The organism is Thalassotalea algicola (genome assembly GCF_012932965.1).
GTDB classification, from domain to species: Bacteria; Pseudomonadota; Gammaproteobacteria; order Enterobacterales; family Alteromonadaceae; genus Thalassotalea_F; species Thalassotalea_F algicola.
This window is the reverse complement of sequence record NZ_JABBXH010000002.1, coordinates 743,890-764,831: the sequence shown is the minus strand read 5'-3', so window position 1 is coordinate 764,831 and position 20,942 is coordinate 743,890. Positions and strand designations below refer to the sequence as shown.

The 20,942-nt window shown below is 40.3% G+C and carries 14 protein-coding genes; 7 read left to right on the top strand and 7 right to left on the bottom strand.

The genetic code is table 11. The features are described 5' to 3' along the window. Genes HII17_RS08090 through HII17_RS08075 form a run of 4 tightly spaced genes read right to left on the bottom strand, consistent with a single transcriptional unit; the run spans position 1 to position 5,054 of the window. Positions 1–774 (bottom strand): sugar-binding protein, encoded by a 774-nt coding sequence (locus tag HII17_RS08090; RefSeq protein WP_169074826.1) that lies wholly within the window; start codon positions 772–774, stop codon positions 1–3. Then, positions 771–1,304 carry a gluconokinase gene (locus HII17_RS08085; RefSeq protein WP_169074825.1) on the bottom strand — a complete coding sequence of 178 codons (534 nt, stop codon included), beginning with the start codon at positions 1,302–1,304 and terminating at the stop codon, positions 771–773. The genes HII17_RS08090 and HII17_RS08085 overlap by 4 nt, the downstream gene beginning before the upstream one ends. Next, entirely contained in the window at positions 1,301–3,676 is a 2,376-nt protein-coding gene (locus tag HII17_RS08080; RefSeq protein ID WP_169074824.1) for a GH36-type glycosyl hydrolase domain-containing protein, read from the bottom strand. Before HII17_RS08080 ends, HII17_RS08085 begins: the two co-directional genes overlap by 4 nt. Beyond that, positions 3,663–5,054 (bottom strand): MFS transporter, encoded by a 1,392-nt coding sequence (locus tag HII17_RS08075; RefSeq protein ID WP_169074823.1) that lies wholly within the window; start codon positions 5,052–5,054, stop codon positions 3,663–3,665. The genes HII17_RS08080 and HII17_RS08075 overlap by 14 nt, the downstream gene beginning before the upstream one ends. Positions 5,055–5,558: 504 nt before the next feature. Between HII17_RS08075 and HII17_RS08070 the strand changes: the two genes are divergently transcribed. From HII17_RS08070 to HII17_RS08045, 6 genes are all read left to right on the top strand, one after another. Beyond that, a complete protein-coding gene (locus HII17_RS08070; protein WP_169074822.1) occupies positions 5,559–8,549 on the top strand; it encodes a TonB-dependent receptor in 2,991 nt (996 codons plus the stop codon). A gap of 107 nt (positions 8,550–8,656) precedes the next feature. Next, complete coding sequence (locus tag HII17_RS08065) at positions 8,657–10,219, top strand: tryptophan halogenase family protein (protein ID WP_169074821.1); 1,563 nt, start codon at positions 8,657–8,659, stop codon at positions 10,217–10,219. A 20-nt stretch (positions 10,220–10,239) separates the two neighbouring features. Continuing rightward, entirely contained in the window at positions 10,240–10,956 is a 717-nt protein-coding gene (locus tag HII17_RS08060) for a SapC family protein (protein ID WP_169074820.1), read from the top strand. Between the two features lie 15 nt (positions 10,957–10,971). Beyond that, the gene (locus HII17_RS08055; RefSeq protein ID WP_169074819.1) at positions 10,972–11,976 is read left to right on the top strand and encodes a cupin-like domain-containing protein; all 1,005 of its coding nucleotides are present in this window, start codon (positions 10,972–10,974) and stop codon (positions 11,974–11,976) included. A gap of 14 nt (positions 11,977–11,990) precedes the next feature. Beyond that, positions 11,991–13,478: a tryptophan halogenase family protein gene (locus HII17_RS08050; protein WP_169074818.1), complete on the top strand. Its 1,488-nt coding sequence runs from the start codon at positions 11,991–11,993 to the stop codon at positions 13,476–13,478. Between the two features lie 32 nt (positions 13,479–13,510). Next, entirely contained in the window at positions 13,511–14,305 is a 795-nt protein-coding gene (locus HII17_RS08045) for a polysaccharide deacetylase family protein (RefSeq protein WP_169074817.1), read from the top strand. A 6-nt stretch (positions 14,306–14,311) separates the two neighbouring features. Here the strand turns inward: HII17_RS08045 and HII17_RS08040 are convergent, their stop codons facing one another. The 3 genes from HII17_RS08040 to HII17_RS08030 are packed head-to-tail and all read right to left on the bottom strand — an operon-like array spanning position 14,312 to position 19,363. Continuing rightward, positions 14,312–15,457 carry a glycoside hydrolase family 16 protein gene (locus HII17_RS08040; RefSeq protein WP_235938671.1) on the bottom strand — a complete coding sequence of 382 codons (1,146 nt, stop codon included), beginning with the start codon at positions 15,455–15,457 and terminating at the stop codon, positions 14,312–14,314. Between the two features lie 56 nt (positions 15,458–15,513). Beyond that, complete coding sequence (locus tag HII17_RS08035; protein ID WP_169074816.1) at positions 15,514–18,087, bottom strand: glycoside hydrolase family 3 protein; 2,574 nt, start codon at positions 18,085–18,087, stop codon at positions 15,514–15,516. Between the two features lie 13 nt (positions 18,088–18,100). Next, a complete protein-coding gene (locus HII17_RS08030; RefSeq protein ID WP_169074815.1) occupies positions 18,101–19,363 on the bottom strand; it encodes a sugar MFS transporter in 1,263 nt (420 codons plus the stop codon). A 246-nt stretch (positions 19,364–19,609) separates the two neighbouring features. On the opposite strand from HII17_RS08030, the gene HII17_RS08025 reads away from it, so the two are divergent. Then, entirely contained in the window at positions 19,610–20,932 is a 1,323-nt protein-coding gene (locus HII17_RS08025; RefSeq protein WP_169074814.1) for a GH1 family beta-glucosidase, read from the top strand. The last annotated feature ends 10 nt before the right edge of the window (positions 20,933–20,942 follow it).

Genomic DNA, 20,942 nt, shown 5'->3' with positions numbered 1-20,942 from the left:
TTAATTGGGCTTTATTAGGGTTAACGTGTCAAAGACATCCGCAGTTTTATAGCCTAAATTTTTATCGCCATTTACCGGTGTAATTGCAGTCGAACCTACAAAATGCTCTCGGTATTTGCTGCCATCGTTGTCACAGTAAGCCAGCATAAACCCTAGCTTTTTCCCGACTTTATTGGTTACGCGATACTGATTTTCTACTTTTACATCATTAGATAAGTCGTAAGGAGCATCGTCACGAAACAACTTAATCGCAAGTTCCCAATAAATGGCGTTATCTGGCTCGCTACTGCGTTGCCAACGACTGTTAACATGGTGATTAAAAAGCTTAGGAGCACCTTGGTTTTCGTCAATTGGAGCAATATCAACTACTTGATTATCTAAGGCAACATGGTAGGCAAATGCATTGAAGTTATTTAAATGCTGGCCGCCAGAATTATCTTCATCAATGAACACTTCTAAACAATCATCATCCCAATAGTTCTCTAATGGATTTGAATAACGGTCATATAATACGTCGTCAACTATGCGAGCTAGTAAATACACGTGCTCTTTATCCCATAGCAATTTATATTTGCCATTAAAATCATTGGTGCTGGGGCTTTCCCCTAACATAACCTCTTTCATTGGCAACCATTGAGCTTTTTGCCATTGCACTTCATTAGGTACACCATCTACGTTAATTGGTACTACAGTTTGCATTGCTTCAATGTCATTTTTCCCTTGTGCATTAAGCGACATTGCACCGCACAACATGATGACTAAATACTTGTTCATTGCTTGCTTTCCTCGGCCACAACAATGGATATAACTTCATCGGTTAATTGCTCAAGGCTCTGCTCTAAATTTAATAGCACTAAGTTGCTCTCTTCTTCGGTAATAGGTTCAAAACTATTAATTTGACTGGTAAGTAATTTGGGATTTGCAAAATGACTTGTACGGTTTTTCATACGGTTAAAAATAGTGTTTTCGTCACCTATCAACAAAAACGGATAGTGTTTAAAAGGTAGTGCAGCTATTTGCTTACGATGGCTAGCGATTAATCCGGAATAAGCCAACACGACCGATTGCCCTTTGACAGCAAGTTCCGACAAGTAGGTACTTAATCGGTTTATCCACGCCTGTCTTATAGGTGAAGTGATCGGCTTAGCATTGGCCATCATGGCCTTTGCTTCGTCCGAATGAAAGTCATCAGCATCTATAAATCGGTAATGTAGTCGGTTTGAAAGACACTCAGCTAATGAAGACTTTCCCGTACCACTAACTCCCATTATCACAATTAGCGATGGTATTAGTGCATTACTCATCGTGGCACCTTTATTTTAAGCTGATAGCTAGCGCCTTTTTCGATGTCAGTTATGCGGTTGCCGGTTATCTCTTGGCCATTAACGGTTAGCTTGATACTGTCACCAGTATGCTTTTCGATAGAAAACTCTATGTTTGCCCCCATAAAATTGCGTTGCCCGCTTAAGTGCTCAATAGCGTCTGGTAACTTAGGTTCTACGACTAACTGCCCCGCTCCCCCTTTAAGGCCGCACAGCTCCTCTACAATACAACGGTATAACCACGCAACGGTTCCCGTGTTTAGCATTTGGCTAGAGCGCCCTGCATGCGAAGGAAATTGAAAGTAAGCACCACGATAGTAGTTAGGAATAAAATTAGGGAGTTGACCACGCGTTTCTATATCTTTCACCGACGGCAACATCTTAGTTATCACCTGATATGCTTGGTTATATTCGCCAATTTGATACAAGGCATAGGCATAAAATATCGCCGCATGATTATAGACAGAACCATTTTCAGCCGTCCCAGGATACTTTTGCGTTAACCGGCCTACATCTTCTCTAAAACTGGTGTAACTCGGGGCGAGCATCATAACGCCAAATGGTGTATTTAATTGTCGCTCTACTTCGTTGAGCAATGTGTATTTTTTAGCAACTGTCGCGGCACCACTTAATAACGCCCAACTTTGCGGGTTAAGATAAATTCGCCCTTCAACGTCTTCTGCAACGCCAAATAACTTATTGTCGTCAGTTATACCTCTGGCATACCAATCACCTTCCCAACAATATAGGTTTACTGTGTAATTGAGCTCTTCGACAAGTTGGTTAAGCCGAGACAGTGTTTCTACCGCTTGAATAAGGTGGCCACCATAATTTTCAATCACTTCAATCCAGCTTTTAATAGCATAGGCAAGTGCTAAAGATAACCAGCTCGACACCCCTTTCCCTTTGTGTCCAACCATATTCATGGGATCACACCAATCACCCTGATAGATAAGGCATAACCCTCTGTCATCTCGCTGGTTTAAGACATACTCCAATGCAAGCTCTACATGTTGATATACAGGCGTTAGTAGTTCATCGTCAGCAAAAGGCACTAATTCATCCAATATACTGGTGTCATTGGTTTCATTTAAATAACTAAGTAAAGTTATTGGTAGCCAAATATTGGCATCGGCATGAGGTACTTGATTAATATACTTTAGCTCTGCTGCTTCACTTAGTAAGATGCCATCGGGCATTTCACCATTTTTTCGTTGCTGTGATAGTGAACGCAATAGAACATTACGAGTATGGCCCGGCTTTATAAAGTTCATACCGATCGCGTCTTGCAAGTAATTTCGTGTTTGCGGATCGGTAGTTAAACGGTTAAGTGTGCCATGGTAATTAACCTGATTTGGCAACCAATCATTAATAAAGTGTTGAAATTCATCATCGCCCTGCAATTTAAGTACAGGCTTAACCTGTGCGGAAAACGCAGCACCTTTTCTAAATTGTTCACCATTAAATATCGCGGTTCTAAGTTGTGCTATTTCATCAGAATTATTGGCCGGCCCAAAAGCAAAACAATAGCTTTTTTGGCTACCGGCTTTAAGCACTAAATCGTATTGCATTAATGCAATAGAGTCTTCATACCTCGCCGCTTGGTTATTTAATCTCTCAGCGTGAATTTGTGCTGGCGAAGACAGCCCGCCTTCACCTTCAAACGAAGTTAAATCACATTGCCAATAATCTGGTGCTGTACCAGCCAATAGATATGTGCAGTCTTTTAATGACTGGTTTGCATAGTAATCCTCAAGCCGTTGATATGGCGTTATCGACTTTGCCAACACGCCTTGAATAGTTTCATCATAATAAGCTTCACGATACATCCATGATTGATAACCAATACTAAAACAGGGATATAAACTTAAATTAGCATCAGCCTTGCTGATGTTTTTCAACGTTACTTGCCAAAGCTCTGCTGAATATTCATTTGCCAGTTGCACTACAACCGTCACTTTTACTTGCTGATAAACCACCTCCCACCGTATTTGATCCAGCTGTTGATCGAACATATATTTACTTGGCGCAACCCGGCAAGGTTCATAAGGCACTGACGCTATTTGTTTAGTGTCTTTATTTTTTAGATAAAAAAAGCGCCCCGGATGATGTTTATAAAAAGACTGCTCTGGTTGGATAAACGTTTTAGCTTCTAACGTTGGTCCGTGGCTATATTTAGCGGGTTCTGGCTGCATAAATTGCGCTCTGGCATAACCACGACAATTTAATTGCATCAACATATTTTGGTTATATAAATAGCCACTTGCCATCGGCAAAGCAGTAGGCGAACTTAGCCTAACGCTACCCTTTTTTATTTGATACAGACTTTGTAAGACTTGATTATCCTTTGCCATGCGGGCACATCTCCTTAGCATTAACAAAATCTTTTTTTCGCTGTTCAAGTGCTTGTTGAACTCTGGTTAACTCTTGTGAAGACAACGGATAAAAGTTAACAATAGCTACAGCAATAAAAGCGAAAATGGCTGGTATTATTGTCATTAACAACACAATGCCTGATTCTGAACTAGCGGTTTGCACGACATTGGCCTGATAACCAAGTGATGCCAAAATCCAGCCGATGGTTGCACCAGCAATTGCGCCACCGAGTTTTTGAGCAAACGCGGCAGCGGAGAACACCATGGCTGTCGCCCTTCTACCCGTTTGCCATTCTGAATAATCAGCAGTGTCTGCATACATTGAAAATACTAATGGTGACTTTGGGCCTAATGCCAAGCCAATTAATGCTTGCAGTACAAACATCAAGACTATTTGATCTTTAGGTACAAAATAAAACGCCAACGAAAGTATCGCTACTATGGTCATTAGCAATAAGAGCAAAGGCTTTTTATCCATAAATTTAGTCATTACGGGCGTTAATGCAGCCCCAGCAGCTAACGCCAATAAATATACGGTAGTAAAACTGCCGATTAGGCTTTCTTCGCCAACATAGTACTTAAAGTAAAAAGTCCCTGAACTTGCTCGCAGCGAAATGGTCACCATGATCACTAATGCTAAAACAAACAAAACACACCATGGTTTATTTGCGAACAAGTCTTTGATATCTGTCGCAACCGTGGTTTGTTGGTTTTCTGGCGGAGCAATACGTTCTTTTACTGTGAAAAACGTTATCGAAAACAAGATTGCTGCGATGGCACCATAAAGCGCCATTGTGTATTGCCAGCCCTGTTGAGCATTATCGCCACCGAACCAATTAACAAGTTCAGGCGTCATAAATGCGACTAAACTTCCACCGCTAAAGGCACCGATAAATCTAAAACTGGTTAATGTAGTACGTTCCTGACTATCTGACGTAATAACACCAAGTAATGCACCGTAGGGTACATTAATAAATGTATAAGCGAGCATCATGAAGATATAAGTTAAGTATGCCCATATCACCTTGCCACTATCGTTTAAGTCCGGCACGGTAAAGGTCAACACACCTGCTGCTGCAATGGGAATAATGCCCCAAATTAAATAGGGCCTAAATTTGCCAAACCTAGTTGAAGTGCGATCGGCTAACGCGCCCATAGCGGGATCAGACACTGCGTCTATCACACGGGTGACCAACATCATGGTACCAACAGTAGCTGCAGGTAAGCCAAATACATCGGTATAAAATATAAATAAGAATACGTCGAATACTCGCCAATAAAAATTAGACGCTATATCGCCGCAGGCATAGCCTAACTTTTCTTGTAAAGAGAGTTTGTTTGAGCCTTGTGCAAACACGTGTCACTCCATTTGGTTATTTTTATAAAAGCAGGATCACATCCATGTGCCCCTAACGTGTTACAACTTACATTACGCATAAATGTAAGCGCTTATTTGAAATTTGATGCCGTCATAATCAGCCAATTCTGTCCTAGAAAACTCAATGACGAACAATCAAATGTAAGCGCTTACACAAAATATAAGCATTGTTCAAAAAAAACACAAGGAAAAAATTCAATGCATCAAAAAACCTAACAACCTATTATTAACACATTTAAAACAACAAGTTACAAAACCAACAGTTTCTTAACTGTCCAAATATCGAGCAAAAAAGTAAAAATATTTTCATATAAGTGACTTTTTCTGTTGACCCCTATTTTATTTTGAACTAATTTAATGTAAGCGCTTTCAAATTAAAACTACTAGAGAAACGCTAAGGTTTTTTTTAAACTTTGATGTAAGCGCTTACAATTAATCATTAACGCATAATAATGATATAAAAACGAAATCGAGGGAAAAAACATGACGTATAACAGGTTTAAAAAATCAAAGCTGGCATCTAGCCTCTCTTTGATTTTAGGCGCTACAATAGCTAGCCCGACCTTTGCTGCAGAGGAATCAAACGAAGAAATCGAGGTAATCGAAGTTCGTGGTATTCGTGGTAGTTTAGTAAAGGCGATGGATATCAAACGTAACGCAAATGGTGTTGTTGATGCGATTAATGCTGAAGATATGGGTAAGTTCCCAGATACTAACTTAGCAGAATCACTACAACGTATTACCGGTGTTTCAATTGACCGTGATAACGGTGAAGGTTCTAAAGTAACAGTACGTGGCTTTGGACCAGACTATAACGTTGTTACGTTAAATGGTCGTCAAATGCCAACAGCAAATATTAATGATACGAGCGCTTCTGATTCTCGCTCTTTCGATTTTGCTAACTTGGCTTCTGAAGGTATCTCTTCAGTCGAAGTTTATAAAACTGGCCGTGCAGACGTCGCAACTGGTGGTATCGGTTCTACTATTAACTTAGTCACGATTAAGCCATTAAACATAGGTGAAGAGCGCGCATCTATCGGTATTAAAGGTGTGCATGATACTTCGTCAGAAACTGGCTCTAGCGTAACTCCAGAATTATCAGCGTTATACAGCAATACTTATGCAGATAACACCTTTGGTGTTGCAATTACAGCGAGTGTCCAAGAACGCGAAAGCGGTTCAGCACGTGCTGGTGTTGATAACGGTTGGCGCCCACAAACCGGTGGTGTTGGTGACTGGGGTTCGGTTGGTGAAGGCCCGAATCAAATTAACGTACCAGCTGATGGCGTAACTTATGCAGTGCCACACAATGTACTATATGGTTTTAGTGAAGTAGAGCGTACACGTACTAACGGTCAATTGACTATGCAGTACCGCCCTGTAGAAAACTTTACTGCAACTCTCGATTATACTTATTCAAAACTTGAGCAAGAGCTTAATCAGAATATCCACTCAGTATGGATGAGCTTAAACTATGCGGGTCAACCAACAGGTTCTCAATGGACTGATCCAAATAGTGATAACGTAGCAGCGCCTATTTTCCTACACGATATGGATGGCCCTTCTGATTTAGTTAGCCAAGTAGAGCAAAGTGCTCAAGTTAATGAAAATAAATCTGTCGGTTTAAATTTAGAATACTTAGTAAATGACAACTTACAGTTCTCGTTAGATTTCCATAGCTCAGAAGCTGAAGCGAAGCCAGATAGCATCTACGGTAACAGTAATACTATTCAAATGGCGACTTGGACGCGTGCTGAGACTAAAGTTGATTTTTCTTCAGGTTTCCCAGTAGTTGAAGTGGTATTCCCTGATGGCACAGCAGGTTTAACACCTGAAGGTGTAATGACAACGGGTACTAGTTTCCGTAATAGTTACATGAAATCTGAAATTGACCAAATTCAATTAGACGGTACCTACATTTTTGATGACGGTATTGTTGAAAGTGTTGACTTTGGTATTGGTTTTAACAAAGTAGAAAACCGCAATGCCTTTGGCCGAGCAGAGCGCCCTAACTGGGGTGGTACCGGTTCACCAGCAGATATCGATGATGGTTTCTTATTAGCTAGCATGGATACAATGGTTGATCGTTTTGACAACTTACCAGGTGATAAATCAAATATGATTAATCAATACTGGGCCGTTGACTTTAATACCATTGCTGACCTTGTAGGAAACTTATACGGTGATCCAAGCGATCCAACAGCTTGGCCTTGTGGCACGACAATTTGTGCACCATCTACTTTTGAGACAGATCGTCGTACTAAAGAAGAATCGGTAAGTGCTTACGTTAAAGCTAACATGAGCTTTGAAATTGGCGAAAAACAAGCAAACTTAGTCGTTGGTTTACGCTACGAGCAAACTGATGTAACTTCAAAGACATTATTGCCAGAAATTAATGCAATTGGTTGGGTATCTACCAACGAATTCCAAATTGTTCGCGGCGATGCGCAGTTCTTCAGTGATGAAGGCGATTACGACTACTTATTACCTAATATCGATTTTGATATTGAAGTAATGGAAGACATGATTTTCCGTGCATCATACAGTCAAACGATTACTCGTCCTGGTTACGGTAACTTAACGGCCGGCTCGGTATTAGACGAAGTTCGTAATGTTGATAACGGTCGAGGATCACGTGGTAACGTAGGTTTATTACCGCTTGAATCTGACAACATCGATTTATCATTTGAGTACTACTACGGTGAAGGTAGCTACGCATCAATTGGTTTCTTCCAAAAAGATGTAGATAACGTTATCGGTTCTCGTGAAGTTGTAGAACAGCCATATGATGCAACTAGCCCTGTTGAAGGTGCTCGTTATCAAGAAGCTGTAGCTGCTACAGGTGGCGATCCATCAAATAGTGCTGCGATTCGTGCATACCTTGCTGCTAACTATGCTGATGGTGAATACGTAATCGTTGATCCAGGCGGTGATCCGGTTAAAAACCAAATTTGGGGTCACCCAACAGGTAACGATCCGTTAAGTGTATTGTTTAGCCAACCTTACAACCAAGGCTCAAATAAAGTTGATGGTTTCGAGCTAGCTGTTCAGCATTTATTTGACGATACAGGTTTCGGTATCATTGCTAACTACACGATTGTTGATAGTGACGTAGAATATGATAATGCTGACCATGGTGACGAAAATACACCATTACTAGGTGTAAGTGACTCATACAACCTTGTTGGTTTCTACGACAAAGACGGTTTGCAAGTACGTATCGCGTACAACTGGCGTGACGACTTCTTGCAAGGTCTAAATGACGGTCAAGGTTCAAACCCTGTTTACGTTGAAGACTATGGTCAGTTAGACGCTAACATTAGCTATGACTATAACGAAAACCTAACACTATTCGTTGAAGGTATTAACCTTACCGATGAATATACACGCTCGTATGGTCGCCATAAGTTAATGGTGAAAAACATTCAGCAAATGGGACCTCGTTATAACTTTGGACTTCGTTACAAGTTCTAACCCCCCAAGGGCAATTGCCGCTTAAATTTAGCGGCTTTTGCCTTTACATTTATTAGTAGTATTCATTACTCTAGCTACACGATGTTCGTATAGGTTGCCTTGGTAGTATGGATAAGTCGGTAAAACAAATCGTGATTGTTGGTGGTGGTTCAGCCGGTTGGTTAACTGCTGGAATAATAGCTGCCGCACATAACACGCATCTACCGAACGGTATTAACATCACCTTAATTGAATCGAGCGATATTCCTACCATTGGTGTTGGTGAAGGAACATGGCCAACAATGCGCGACACATTGCATTCAATCGGTATCAGTGAACAAGCGTTTATTGCTTGTTGCGATGCATCGTTTAAACAAGGTTCATTTTTTGTTAACTGGTGTCATGACACCGAGCAGGATAGTTACTACCACCCTTTTGTTGCCCCCCACGGATTTGGTCAAAGTGACTTAGTGAGTTATTGGCAACAAAACCAGCAACAAACTTCTTTTGCTCATGCGTTAAGTTGTCAACCACACCTTTGCGACAATTTCAAAGCACCAAAACAACTGCAAACACCACAATATGCAGCAGTAGCCAACTATGGTTACCATCTAAATGCAGGGAAATTCGCTACGCTTTTAAAAGAGCACTGTGTTAACAACCTTGGTGTTATCCATATCGATGACAAGGTTAACCAAGTTAAAGGGGCAATTGATAACGATATTGAAGCCGTTATTACGGAAAACCATGGTGAAATTAAGGGTGACCTATTTATCGATTGTTCAGGGCAACATGCCTTACTAATCGATAAACATTACCAAATACCTTTGAAAAGTCTTAAGCACATTCTATTTAACGACAGTGCTATTGCCGTTCAGGTCCCTTATAAAAAGCCAGATCAGGCAATTGCTAGCCAAACTATCGCTACAGCTCATGATAATGGCTGGTTATGGGATATTGGCCTTGTTAATCGTCGTGGCGTAGGTTGCGTATATGCCAGCGATTATTGTAATACAGAGCAAGCCAAAGAAGAACTCACCCAATATTTAAGTAAAGAATTAACTAACGAGGACATTGAATCTCTAGATTTTAGAGAGATTTCCTTTACACCAGGTCATAGAGAAATATTCTGGCATAAAAACTGTGTTGCCGTAGGCATGGCTGCAGGCTTTATTGAACCACTTGAAGCGTCTGCATTAGCACTAATCGAATTATCTGCAAAAATGATTGCCAAAGAGCTACCAAGTGTAATGGACGTAATGCCTATCGCAGCAAAACGTTTCAATCAGCGTTTTAACTATCGTTGGCAACGAATCGTAGAATTTTTAAAACTTCATTACGTATTAAGTATGCGCTCAAGCAAATATTGGCAAGATAATCGCGCATCGGCAACTGTACCAGAGCATTTACAAGAACTATTGGCTCTTTGGCAGCATCAAGAGCCAACCTATAATGACTTCATTCAAATTGAAGAAATTTTTCCAGCCGCCAGTTACCAGTACATTTTGTATGGCATGGGGTTTAAAACTCAACATCGAGCGACACAACGACAATACGACAATCAATTGCTCAGCGAAAAATTATTTAACGAAAACAAGCAACTTACAGATAAATACTTAGCAGGATTGCCTGCTAATCGAGAATTAATCAATTATTTAACCTCGCAATATCAACAACAAAAAGCGGGCTAGAAAAATACCACGGGGAAATTATGGCAAATCACGAATTACTCAATAACGTTGAGCACAAAGATCTCAAAATTAATACAGAGAAGTCGGCCAAGTTTGGCAATAACAAGACCTATAGTTTGCTTTACCCTTTTGAATATAAGCACGCTCAAGCTGACTACCCTATTTTCTTCCTAAAAGATCAAAATGACGCTTATTCTTCGATTGCGTTATTTGGCTTTGAGCAAAATGAAAACTTATTTTTAACTGATCAAGGTTGGCAAGCGAGCTATGTGCCGTTAATGGTTGAGCGAGAGCCTTTTCTAATCGGCTTTCAAACTAATGAGCAAAACGAACAAAGCCCAGTAGTGCATATTGATATGGACAGTCCTCGTGTAAACACCGAGACTGGTGTAGAGGTGTTTTTACCTCATGGTGGTAACAGCGAATACATTAATCGCATTAGTACTATTTTAAAAACCATTCACGACAGTAAAGCGACAACGCAAAAATTTATGGAGACTGTTCAAGAGCTCGATTTACTTGAACCGTTTAACCTCGACATTCAATTAAATGACGGCTCCAATAATCGTTTATCAGGCTTTTATACCATTAATGAAGATAAACTCGCTCAACTTGATGGTGAGCAATTAGCGTCATTAAACAAATCCGGATTGTTAAACCTGATTTATATGGTTATCGCGTCTCACGCAAACGTTACAGCGTTAATTCAACGAAAAGAACAGCGTACATTTAGGTAGCCAAAGGTTCATTTAATGAAAATGGTGAAAGAAGTTACTTTCTCTGAAGTTAACAACCTTAACGATTACTTAGTTGAGGTTAGAGAACCTATTATATTTAAAGGTTTAGCCGAAAACTGGCCTATGGTTAAAGCGGCAAATATTTCAGACAACAGCTTTCTTGACTACCTAAAACAACATCATGAACCTATGATCGTGGGTACAGGCTCTGTTGCAAATGAACATCAAGGACGACTTTTTTATAACCAAGAATGCTCTGGCTTTAATTTTTCCAGAAAAAGTGTCGCCTTTGATGAGTTTCTTGACATGCTTTCTAGTGTTGACGACACAGAACAAGGTCAAGCTCACTATATGGGCTCTACAAATGTCGATAAATTAATTCCTGCCATTCGAGCTGACAATGATATCGAAGCACTTGTAGATGAAAATCCACTTGTTAGCATCTGGTTAAGTAATAAAACTGTCGTAGCTGCCCATCAGGATTTACCTAACAATGTTGCGGTTTGTGTTGCAGGGGTAAGGCGATTTACATTATTTCCACCTGAACAAATTGAAAACCTTTACATTGGTCCAATTGACTTAACCCCTGCTGGTCAAGCTATTAGTCTAGTAGACCATAGAAAACCTGACTTTGCTCTACACCCTAAATATAAAAAAGCGCTTAAAACTGCGTTAGTTGCAGAATTGCAGCCTGGTGACGCTTTATTACTCCCCAGTTTATGGTGGCACTGTGTTGAAAGCCTGGCGCCAATTAATGGTTTAGTTAATTTTTGGTGGCAACAGGCCACTGCAGGTGCAGGTGCTCCGATGGATGCCTTAATGCATGGAATAATGAACTTAGGATCACTTTCAACAGTGCAAAAAAAAGCGATGAAATCGTTATTCGATTATTACGTTTTTAGTGATGAACCAAATCGTTTTAAACATATACCAGAAAAGGCCCTAGGCGTACTTAAAACCGACGACGAGTTATCAATTAGAAAGTTACGAGCCTTGTTACTTAACAAGCTCAATCAATAAAAAAGATACTAATTATGAATACCAATCAAGTGAAAAAAGTTGTAATCGCTGGTGGTGGAACCGCTGGTTGGATTGCAGCAGCAGCCATTGCAAAGACAATAGGAAAAAACCTAGAAATCACCTTGGTCGAATCTGACGAAATAGGTACTGTTGGCGTTGGTGAAGCAACTATCCCTACCCTGCAATACTTCCATCAATTACTTAAAATAAATGAAGCAGAGTTTCTTAAAGCAACCCACGGTACATTTAAGCTAGGTATTAACTTTGAAAGCTGGCGCAATAAAAATGAAGATTATCTTCATGCGTTTGGTACTACAGGTAATGATTGCTGGGCCGCCGGATTTCAACATTTTTGGTTAAAAGGTAAACAAAAAGGGCTCGCAAGCGACTTTGGCGATTACTGTCTTGAGCAGGTTGCAGCGGTTAAAGAGAAGTTTGCTCAACTACCAAATAATGGCTTGAATTACGCTTATCACATGGATGCAACACGATATGGTCAGTTTTTACGTAAGATAGCTGAATCCTGCGGTGTTAATCGTGTAGAAGGTAAAATATCTGACGTAAACCTTAACAGTGAAACCGGCTTTATTGAGTCGCTTTCCCTTACTAATGGTACAGAAGTACAAGGCGATTTATTTTTAGATTGTACAGGACAACGAGCACTACTAATTGAAGGTGCACTGCATACCGGCTTTGAGGATTGGTCACACTGGTTATTAAACAATTCCGCAGTTGCTGTACAAACTGAGTCTGTTGAAACACCAAAACCTTATACACGCTCTATTGCCCACGATTTTGGTTGGCAGTGGCGTATTCCACTGCAACATCGAGTTGGCAACGGTATTGTCTATTGTAGCCAGTACGTAAGTGATGAAGAAGCCAAGCAAACCTTACTTAATAATATCGACGGAAAGCCAATTACTGAGCCTTTTGTTATCAAATACAGAACTGGGATGCGACGTAAACATTGGCATAAGAACTGTATTGCGGTTGGTTTATCAAGTGGCTTTTTGGAGCCGCTAGAGTCAACCAGTATTCATTTAATTCAACAGTCAGTCGTCAGATTATTGCGCATGTTTCCGCAACAAGGCATTAGTGAAGATGACGTAGAAGAGTTTAATCAACAAACACGCTTTGATTGGGAAACAACTCGTGACTTTATCATTTTACATTATAAGGTTCATAACCGAGACGACACACCATTTTGGCGTCACTGCCAAAATATCGATATACCAGAAGGTTTAGCACACCGTATAAAATTATTTAAAAATACCGGACGTGTATTTAGAAAAAACAATGAGTTATTTGATGATTCTTGGATGCAAGTTATGATCGGACAAGGGCTGATACCTGAAAGTTACCACCCTATAGTCGATAATATGAGCGATGATGAATTAAAACGTTTCCTTGATCATATAAAAAGTAATATTACCAATACCGTCAATGCATTGCCTGCACACAAACAGTTTGTCGATAAATACTGTTTAATCAAGGACAGCTAAGTATTGCCATTAAAGTGAAGAAGGATTTAACTGTGAAAAAGTTAACACTTAGTTTCATAGTGATGTCCTTCACTGCAACCGCAACCAATGCAGAGTTTAGTTGGCCCAACGGTGCTAAAGCGGCAATCAGTTTATCCTATGACGATGCTTTAACCAGCCACTTAGATAATGCTATTCCACAACTGAATCAATATGGGTTCAAAGGCACATTCTATTTAACGCTTTCCTCTCCTACGCTAAGCACACGTTTAGCTGACTGGAGAGCAACTGCAGCGCAAGGTCATGAACTTGGCAATCACAGTATTAGTCACCCTTGTCGAAAATCCCTACCTAACAGAGATTGGGTAGCTGTAGAAAATGACCTAGATAAACAAACACATCAGCAATACCTCAAAGAGCTACTTAACGCTAATGCTTGGCTACACGCCATTGATGGAAAGAATACCCGTACATTGACTCTGCCTTGTGGCGATATAATTGTCAAAGGACAGTCAATTTTACCTGCACTTAAAACTCACTTTGTAGGGATAAAAACCAAAGCGAATAAATCCATTGTTGAACGATACAACCTTGATGTAAAAGATGCACAAGTATGGGCACCACACAACGTAAATGTCGCTGCGTTAATAGGCTATGCAGAAAATGCTGCGAATAAAGGAAGTCTTGCCAACTATACATTTCATGGTATTGGCGGTGATCATTTATCAGTGACTAAAGAAGCACACGAAGCATTACTTAAATATCTTGCAAGTAATGCTTCTCTCTATTGGGTAGCGACTTATAGAGAAATAAGTGAATATGTTCACAAACATAATCACCTTAAGTAATTAGTTTTATAAAGGTGGTGCCGTATGCCCTTCAACCAGCTTTGCATCTTTTCCTATAGCCTCGCAACCCCGCCCATAATCAGCATCTATACTACATTGATAAACACGAACATAATCAATTTCAAAAAGTTGAGGAAATGCCGACTCATCAATGCCTTTTTCATTAACAGTAGCAGGCCAGTCACCACCAACGGCAAAGTTTAGGATCAAATGAAACTTTTGATCAAATGGTGCAGTACCAGTGCCATCAATGATCTCACCTTTTTCATTATGAAATTGGCTATACCAACCATTAGCGTTTTGTGTAGCGTAGTGAGCACCATCAACATACCAACGAATTTCTCCCGCTTGCCACTCTATGGCGTATAAATGAAAGTCATCAGCAGGGTTAGCGTTGTCAGGCATACTGTAGCTAGTGCCTGAATATACATTTTCAGGCCATTTTCTACCATAGTGCAACGTACCGTGAACTCTGTTTTCTGCCGTATCAGTTAACTGACCAGAAGCGTCTGATTTTGCCTTCAAATTCACTGCTTCCATAATGTCGATTTCACCAGAACCAGCCCAGCCACCGTACTTCCATTCTGTTGGCAGCATCCAGATCGCAGGCCATGTTCCTTGGCCTGACGGCAACTTAGCGCGTACTTCAATACGACCATAACGCCAATCTCCAAGATTTTTTGTCCGTAATCTAGCTGAAGTATACGGCTGAGTTTTAGTGATATTGGTATCGTAGTTTGGTGAGTCATCAAACACTGCTGGGCCGGTAAAATCTTCGCGTAGTGCTTTAATTACTAAGCTACCAGACTCAATAAAGGCGTTATCTAGTCTATTGGTATAGCATTGCTGCTCATTGTTACCACCACCGGCACAATTCCGTTCGAAACTCCACTTTGTTGAATCTATCGTACCTGCCTCAAATTCATCAGACCAAATCAGTTGCCAATTTGCACTGACCTCAGGAACTTCAAATGAGATTGTCGTCTCTGAGCCTTCTGTTTGCTCTGTTGTAGTAGGGTTCGAAGAAGGAATACTATTAACACTGCTACCCGAGCCACCACAGCTTACCAACACCATTAACGCAGATAACGTTAATACATGTAGATTTAAAGCCGATGAAATAAATGCCGGTAAAGTTATCCACTTTTTCATGACAATTTTTCCTTAAAAAAAAGCAGCCTACTTGGCTGCTTTTTACTATTGAGTATTTATTGACAGCTTAAGGAAGCTTCATTGGCCTTATTTGGCTCATAGCTAACCTCTGCTATTTGCAAAGTCATTGCTTTCTCAGAATAAATTTCAAAAGGTACGACAAGATCACCAAAGCTAGTTCCTTTTTCGGCGAAACATTGAAGATCCACCGTGACTTCGGACCAGCCATGGTGGATGATTTGTGATAGATGCTCTGTAATATCAACTTCTGAACCACAGTTATCAGTTGGACTTTCCGCTTTTTGACAGCGAGTTGCTAGCATAACCCTACCTTTTGGTGCTTCAGTAACACTGACCATAAAGCGTAGAACAGATTTGCTTTCTATTGCTGAGATCAAATCTTCTCTAAAATTACTTTTACTAATAAAGCTCAAGCCCGCTTTAACACCGTCGGTAACTTTAATTTGTCTTGCATCTTCTTGAACGTTTTTATCAACGGTACGGTAAGCAAGGTTGCCTAGCATGTGCGTGTTAGCGGTTGGCTCAATTTTTTGTTCACCAGAGAACAACCACATTAACCAAGGTTTATGCATTTTCCCATCAAAAAATTGTTCACTTTGCTGCTCATCAGCACTCGCAATAACAGTTTCATCTAAACTGTCGACCAATACATTCTTGTCACCGTATTTCAGACCAAACCCATAAGGCAGTAATGGCGCATAATCTGCGTCGCCACGGTTGACAACTGCTTGGCTAGGCGAGTTCGGCCATGAGAATGAAAGCTTACCTTTAAAGTCATGCTGAACTTTACCGTTAGCATCGCTAAAAATAACCTCGGCAACACCATTACCTTCAGAGCCAGGTAACCATACGGCAACAAAAGCATCTGAAGCGTTTAGCTCGCCATTAACCCACATTGGACGACCACTAATAAATAGCGACACTACCGGAATACCTTGTGCTTTTAGTGACTTTAATAATGCCAAATCACTCTGCTCGCCTCGTTGATAAGCTAAGTTATCGCGATCACCATGACCTTCTGCATAAGGGTCTTCACCAAAAACAACAATAGCGACATCAGGTTTTTGCTCAAAACTACCATCTACACTTAGTGTCGCAGAGCCCCCCGCTTGACTTACTTGCTTGGCAATACCATTGTAAATTGATGTACCATCAGGGAAATCATTATTATTATTGCCGGTACCTTGCCAAGTAATTGTCCAACCACCCGACTGTTTACCAATATTATCAGCGCCATCTCCAGCAACTAAAACATTTAACTTTGGAGATAAAGGCAAAAGATTATTTTTATTCTTCAAAAGCACTAACGATTCACGTACCGCTTGGCGCGCTACTTCGCGGTGTGCATTCGCACCAATTAACTCTGTTTTACCAGAGTAAGGGCGATTTTCAGGACTTGGTTTATCAAAAAGCCCTGCTCTAAATTTTACTCTCAAAATACGACGAACAGCATCGTCAATACGAGATTGAGCAATTTCTCCAGAGTTTACTTGAGCAATGGTGTTTTCATACAAAGGTTTCCAAGCTGCGGTTGGCACCATATAAATATCCAGCCCTGCATTTACTGCCTGCGGGCAACTTTCATTGGTACAGCCTTTGACTTGTCCATGACCATTCCAGTCACCCACTACAAAGCCATCAAAACCCATTTTGTCTTTTAACACATCAGTTAAAAGGTATTTATTGCCATGAATTTTATCACCATGCCAACTGTTAAAAGATGCCATTACTGACTGTGCACCGACACCTAAACCGCCAACATAACCTTGAGCATGAATATTAAAAAGGGCTTGTTCTGCGGCAATGTTATCCCCTTGGTCATCACCTTTTTCTGTACCGCCGTCACCTAAAAAGTGTTTGACGGTAGAAATAACGCGTTTATCGCTTAGAAAATCTCCATCTGCATGCCCTTGTAGCCCATTTACAATAGCGGCAGCATATTCGCGAACTATCTCTGGATCTTCAGAGTAACCTTCATAAGTGCGGCCCCAGCGGTCATCTCTAACAACAGCAACTGTTGGTGCAAACACCCAATCAATACCCGTGACCATAACTTCAGTTGCGGTAATTTCTGCTATTTTCTCGATTAATGCAGGATTGTTTGCGGCGCCTAAGCCGATGTTATGCGGAAATAAGGTCGCGCCAATAACATTGTTATGACCATGTACGGCATCTGTTCCCCACATAGTTGGAATATTAATACCATCTACGCTGTCATCAACAGATGCTTGGTATAAATCTTCGGCAAGCTTAATCCAGTCCTGTGGTGTTGCATGCTTGTTATTATTAGGAAACGCACCGCCACCATTAAGATACGAGCCAAACCCATACTTGCGCATGTCTTCGATAGTAATGTCGCGAATTTCTGGTTGTATCATCTGAGCAACTTTTTGCTCTAAGGTCATTTTTGCTAATAACGTTTCAACCTTTGATTCAATCTCTTCGTCTGTTTTCACGGCTATATCAAGCGTTGGCCAAATTGAGATATCTCGGTGTACTTGTTTTTCTTCAACTTTAGTTTCATCTGCCGTCGCTGCAGAATCATCGCCACAAGCACTAAGTAGAAAAGCAAATGGCAGTACTAAAGTGATTTTATTTTTATTAAACATTGATTGCTTTCCTTTAACTATTGACTTGCTTAAATTGGCTGCCAATTAAGCCGTAATATGCAATATATACATAGCAAACTATCGGCAATAAGAATGACAGCTGTACACCGATGCTATCGGCAAGCATGCCTTGAAATAGCGGTATGATGGCACCACCGACAATAGCTAAACATAAAATTCCAGAGCCCTGAGAAGTATGTTTGCCAAGTCCGCTAATTGCCAAACTAAAAATAGTTGGGAACATAATTGAATTACAAAGGCCAACGGCTAGTATTGCCCACATAGCGAATGTCCCGCTAGTAAATACTGCAGCGCATATACAAACCACAGCAGCAACAGCATTAAATGCCAGTACCTTGCCAGCTGCAATTTTTTGCATCACGCCTGCACCGATAAATCGACCAACCATGGCGCCGCCCCAATAGTAAGCAATATACTTGGCCGCTTCTGCTTCTTCTAAACCTGCGATGTTTGGATCAGCGAAAAAGTTAACCAAAAAGCTGCCAATAGCAACTTCACCACCTACATATACAAATATACCTAACGCGCCTAAAACTAAATGACGGTATTGCCAAGCGCTACCAATAATTTCTTCACCATCTTCTACTTGAGTATCAGCAACCACTGGCAGTTTCAAATAAGCAAAAACAGCGGCTAATATCAGCAACATAGCAGCTAATAAAAGGTAAGGCATTTGCACTGCTTCAGCACCATTTGCCGCATTACCAACTTCTGTTGCTGCTTGCTCCAAAATTAGAAACGCCCCAAAAAATGGCGCTACTGTTGTACCAAGCGAGTTAAACGCTTGTGTCAACGTTAGGCGTGATGACGCTGTTTCCGGCTTACCTAAAATACTTACATAAGGATTTGCAGACACTTGCAATAACGTAATACCACTTGCCAAAATAAATAGCGCTATTAAAAAAACTGGATAGCTTTGCATAGCGGCCGCAGGATAAAAACTCGCGCAACCAAGTGCAGCGATTACTAGGCCGATAACAATACCTTTTTGGTAGCCAAGTTTTTTAACCAATACGCCAGATGGCAGAGATACAATAAAATAAGCACCAAAAAAGCAAAATTGAATAAGCATTGCTTGGGTGTATGTTAAATCAAAGACTGCTTTTAAATGCGGTATTAAAATGTCATTTAAACACGTTATAAACCCCCACATAAAAAATAGTGAGGTTAACGATGTTAGAGCAAAGCCGTAATTTTCATTACCACCTGTCGATAGTTGATTTGTTTGTCCGGGTATCGCAGTACTTCCTGCCATACACTCCCCCTTTATAGTTATCATCAATATGTGTGGTAGCGCGTTTAATTAGAAATAGATAAATCAGTTGACCTTAATATCAATAGCAACTAATCTAAATAGAAATGTAAGCGCTTTCACTCACTATTTAAAACGAATGAAAGTTTTTTTTCAAGTAAATTGTAAGCGCTTTCAAAACGAATTATAGACTAATGAATAAATTACGCAGACGAGAATATCGAAAGCGCTTTGATAGGTAAGACATTAATGAACAAATATAAGCTACCCTCAAACTCTGCCATGCTAAAAAAAGACTTCACCTTTGGAGTTGCAACAGCATCGTTTCAAATTGAAGGCGGCGTAAGTAACAGGTTACCTTGTATTTGGGATACCTTTTGCGCCACGGAAGGCAAAATTGCAGATAACTCCAATGGTGATATCGCTTGTGATCATTACAATTTATGGCAACAAGACATTGAATTGATAAATTCGTTAGGTGTTGATGCTTATCGATTATCTATTTCTTGGCCTCGTGTTATTAATCAAGACGGTAGCGCAAACCAAGAAGGGATAAATTATTATATTCAAATATTAGATGCGCTATTGGCGAAGAATATAAAACCTTTTGTCACGCTCTATCATTGGGACTTACCGCAACATTTGGAAGGTAATGGTGGTTGGTTAAATAGAGAAACAGCATATCAATTTAAAGAATACGCCGATGTAATTACCAAAGCGTTTGGCGATAGAGTTCACTCTTATGCGACATTTAACGAACCTTTTTGTAGCTCTTACCTTGGGTATGAAGTCGGTATTCATGCACCTGGAATTAAAGGAAAAGAATTTGGTAGAAAAGCGGCTCACCATATATTGTTAGCCCATGGTTTAGCAATGCCAGTGCTACAAAAAAATAGCCCGAAGAGCTTAAATGGTATCGTTCTAAACTTTACGCCCTGTTATGCCAATACAGAAGCAGATCAAGCGGCAAGCGATTATGCCGATCAGTATTTTAATCAATGGTATATAAAGCCATTGTTTGATAAAGCTTACCCAGAAATTATTAATACTATGCCTGATTGGCAGCAGCCAGACATTCAAGATGGCGATATGGATATTATTGCCCAACCAATCGACTTTTTAGGGATTAACTTTTACACCCGTGCAATTTACACTTCAGATGAAGATGAAATTTATCGTCAATTGCCACCTCCTGCACCAATTACGGATATAGGTTGGGAAATTTATCCTGCGGCATTTACTAGCCTGTTAACTAGCCTAAATGAGTTATACGAATTACCCCCGGTCTATATCACCGAGAATGGTGCGGCAATGGCTGACACTATCGAAGATGATAAAGTCAGTGATTTTGATCGAGTGAACTATTATCAGCTGCACCTAAATGCTGTAAACGATGCCATTGAAAAAGGGGTTAATGTCGTTGGCTATTTTGCTTGGAGTTTAATGGACAACTTTGAATGGGCAGAAGGTTATTTAAAACGGTTTGGTATTGTTTACGTTGATTATAAAACGCAAAAACGTACTATAAAACAAAGTGGTTTAGCGTATCGCGACTTAATTTCAAATAGATAAAAAATAATAA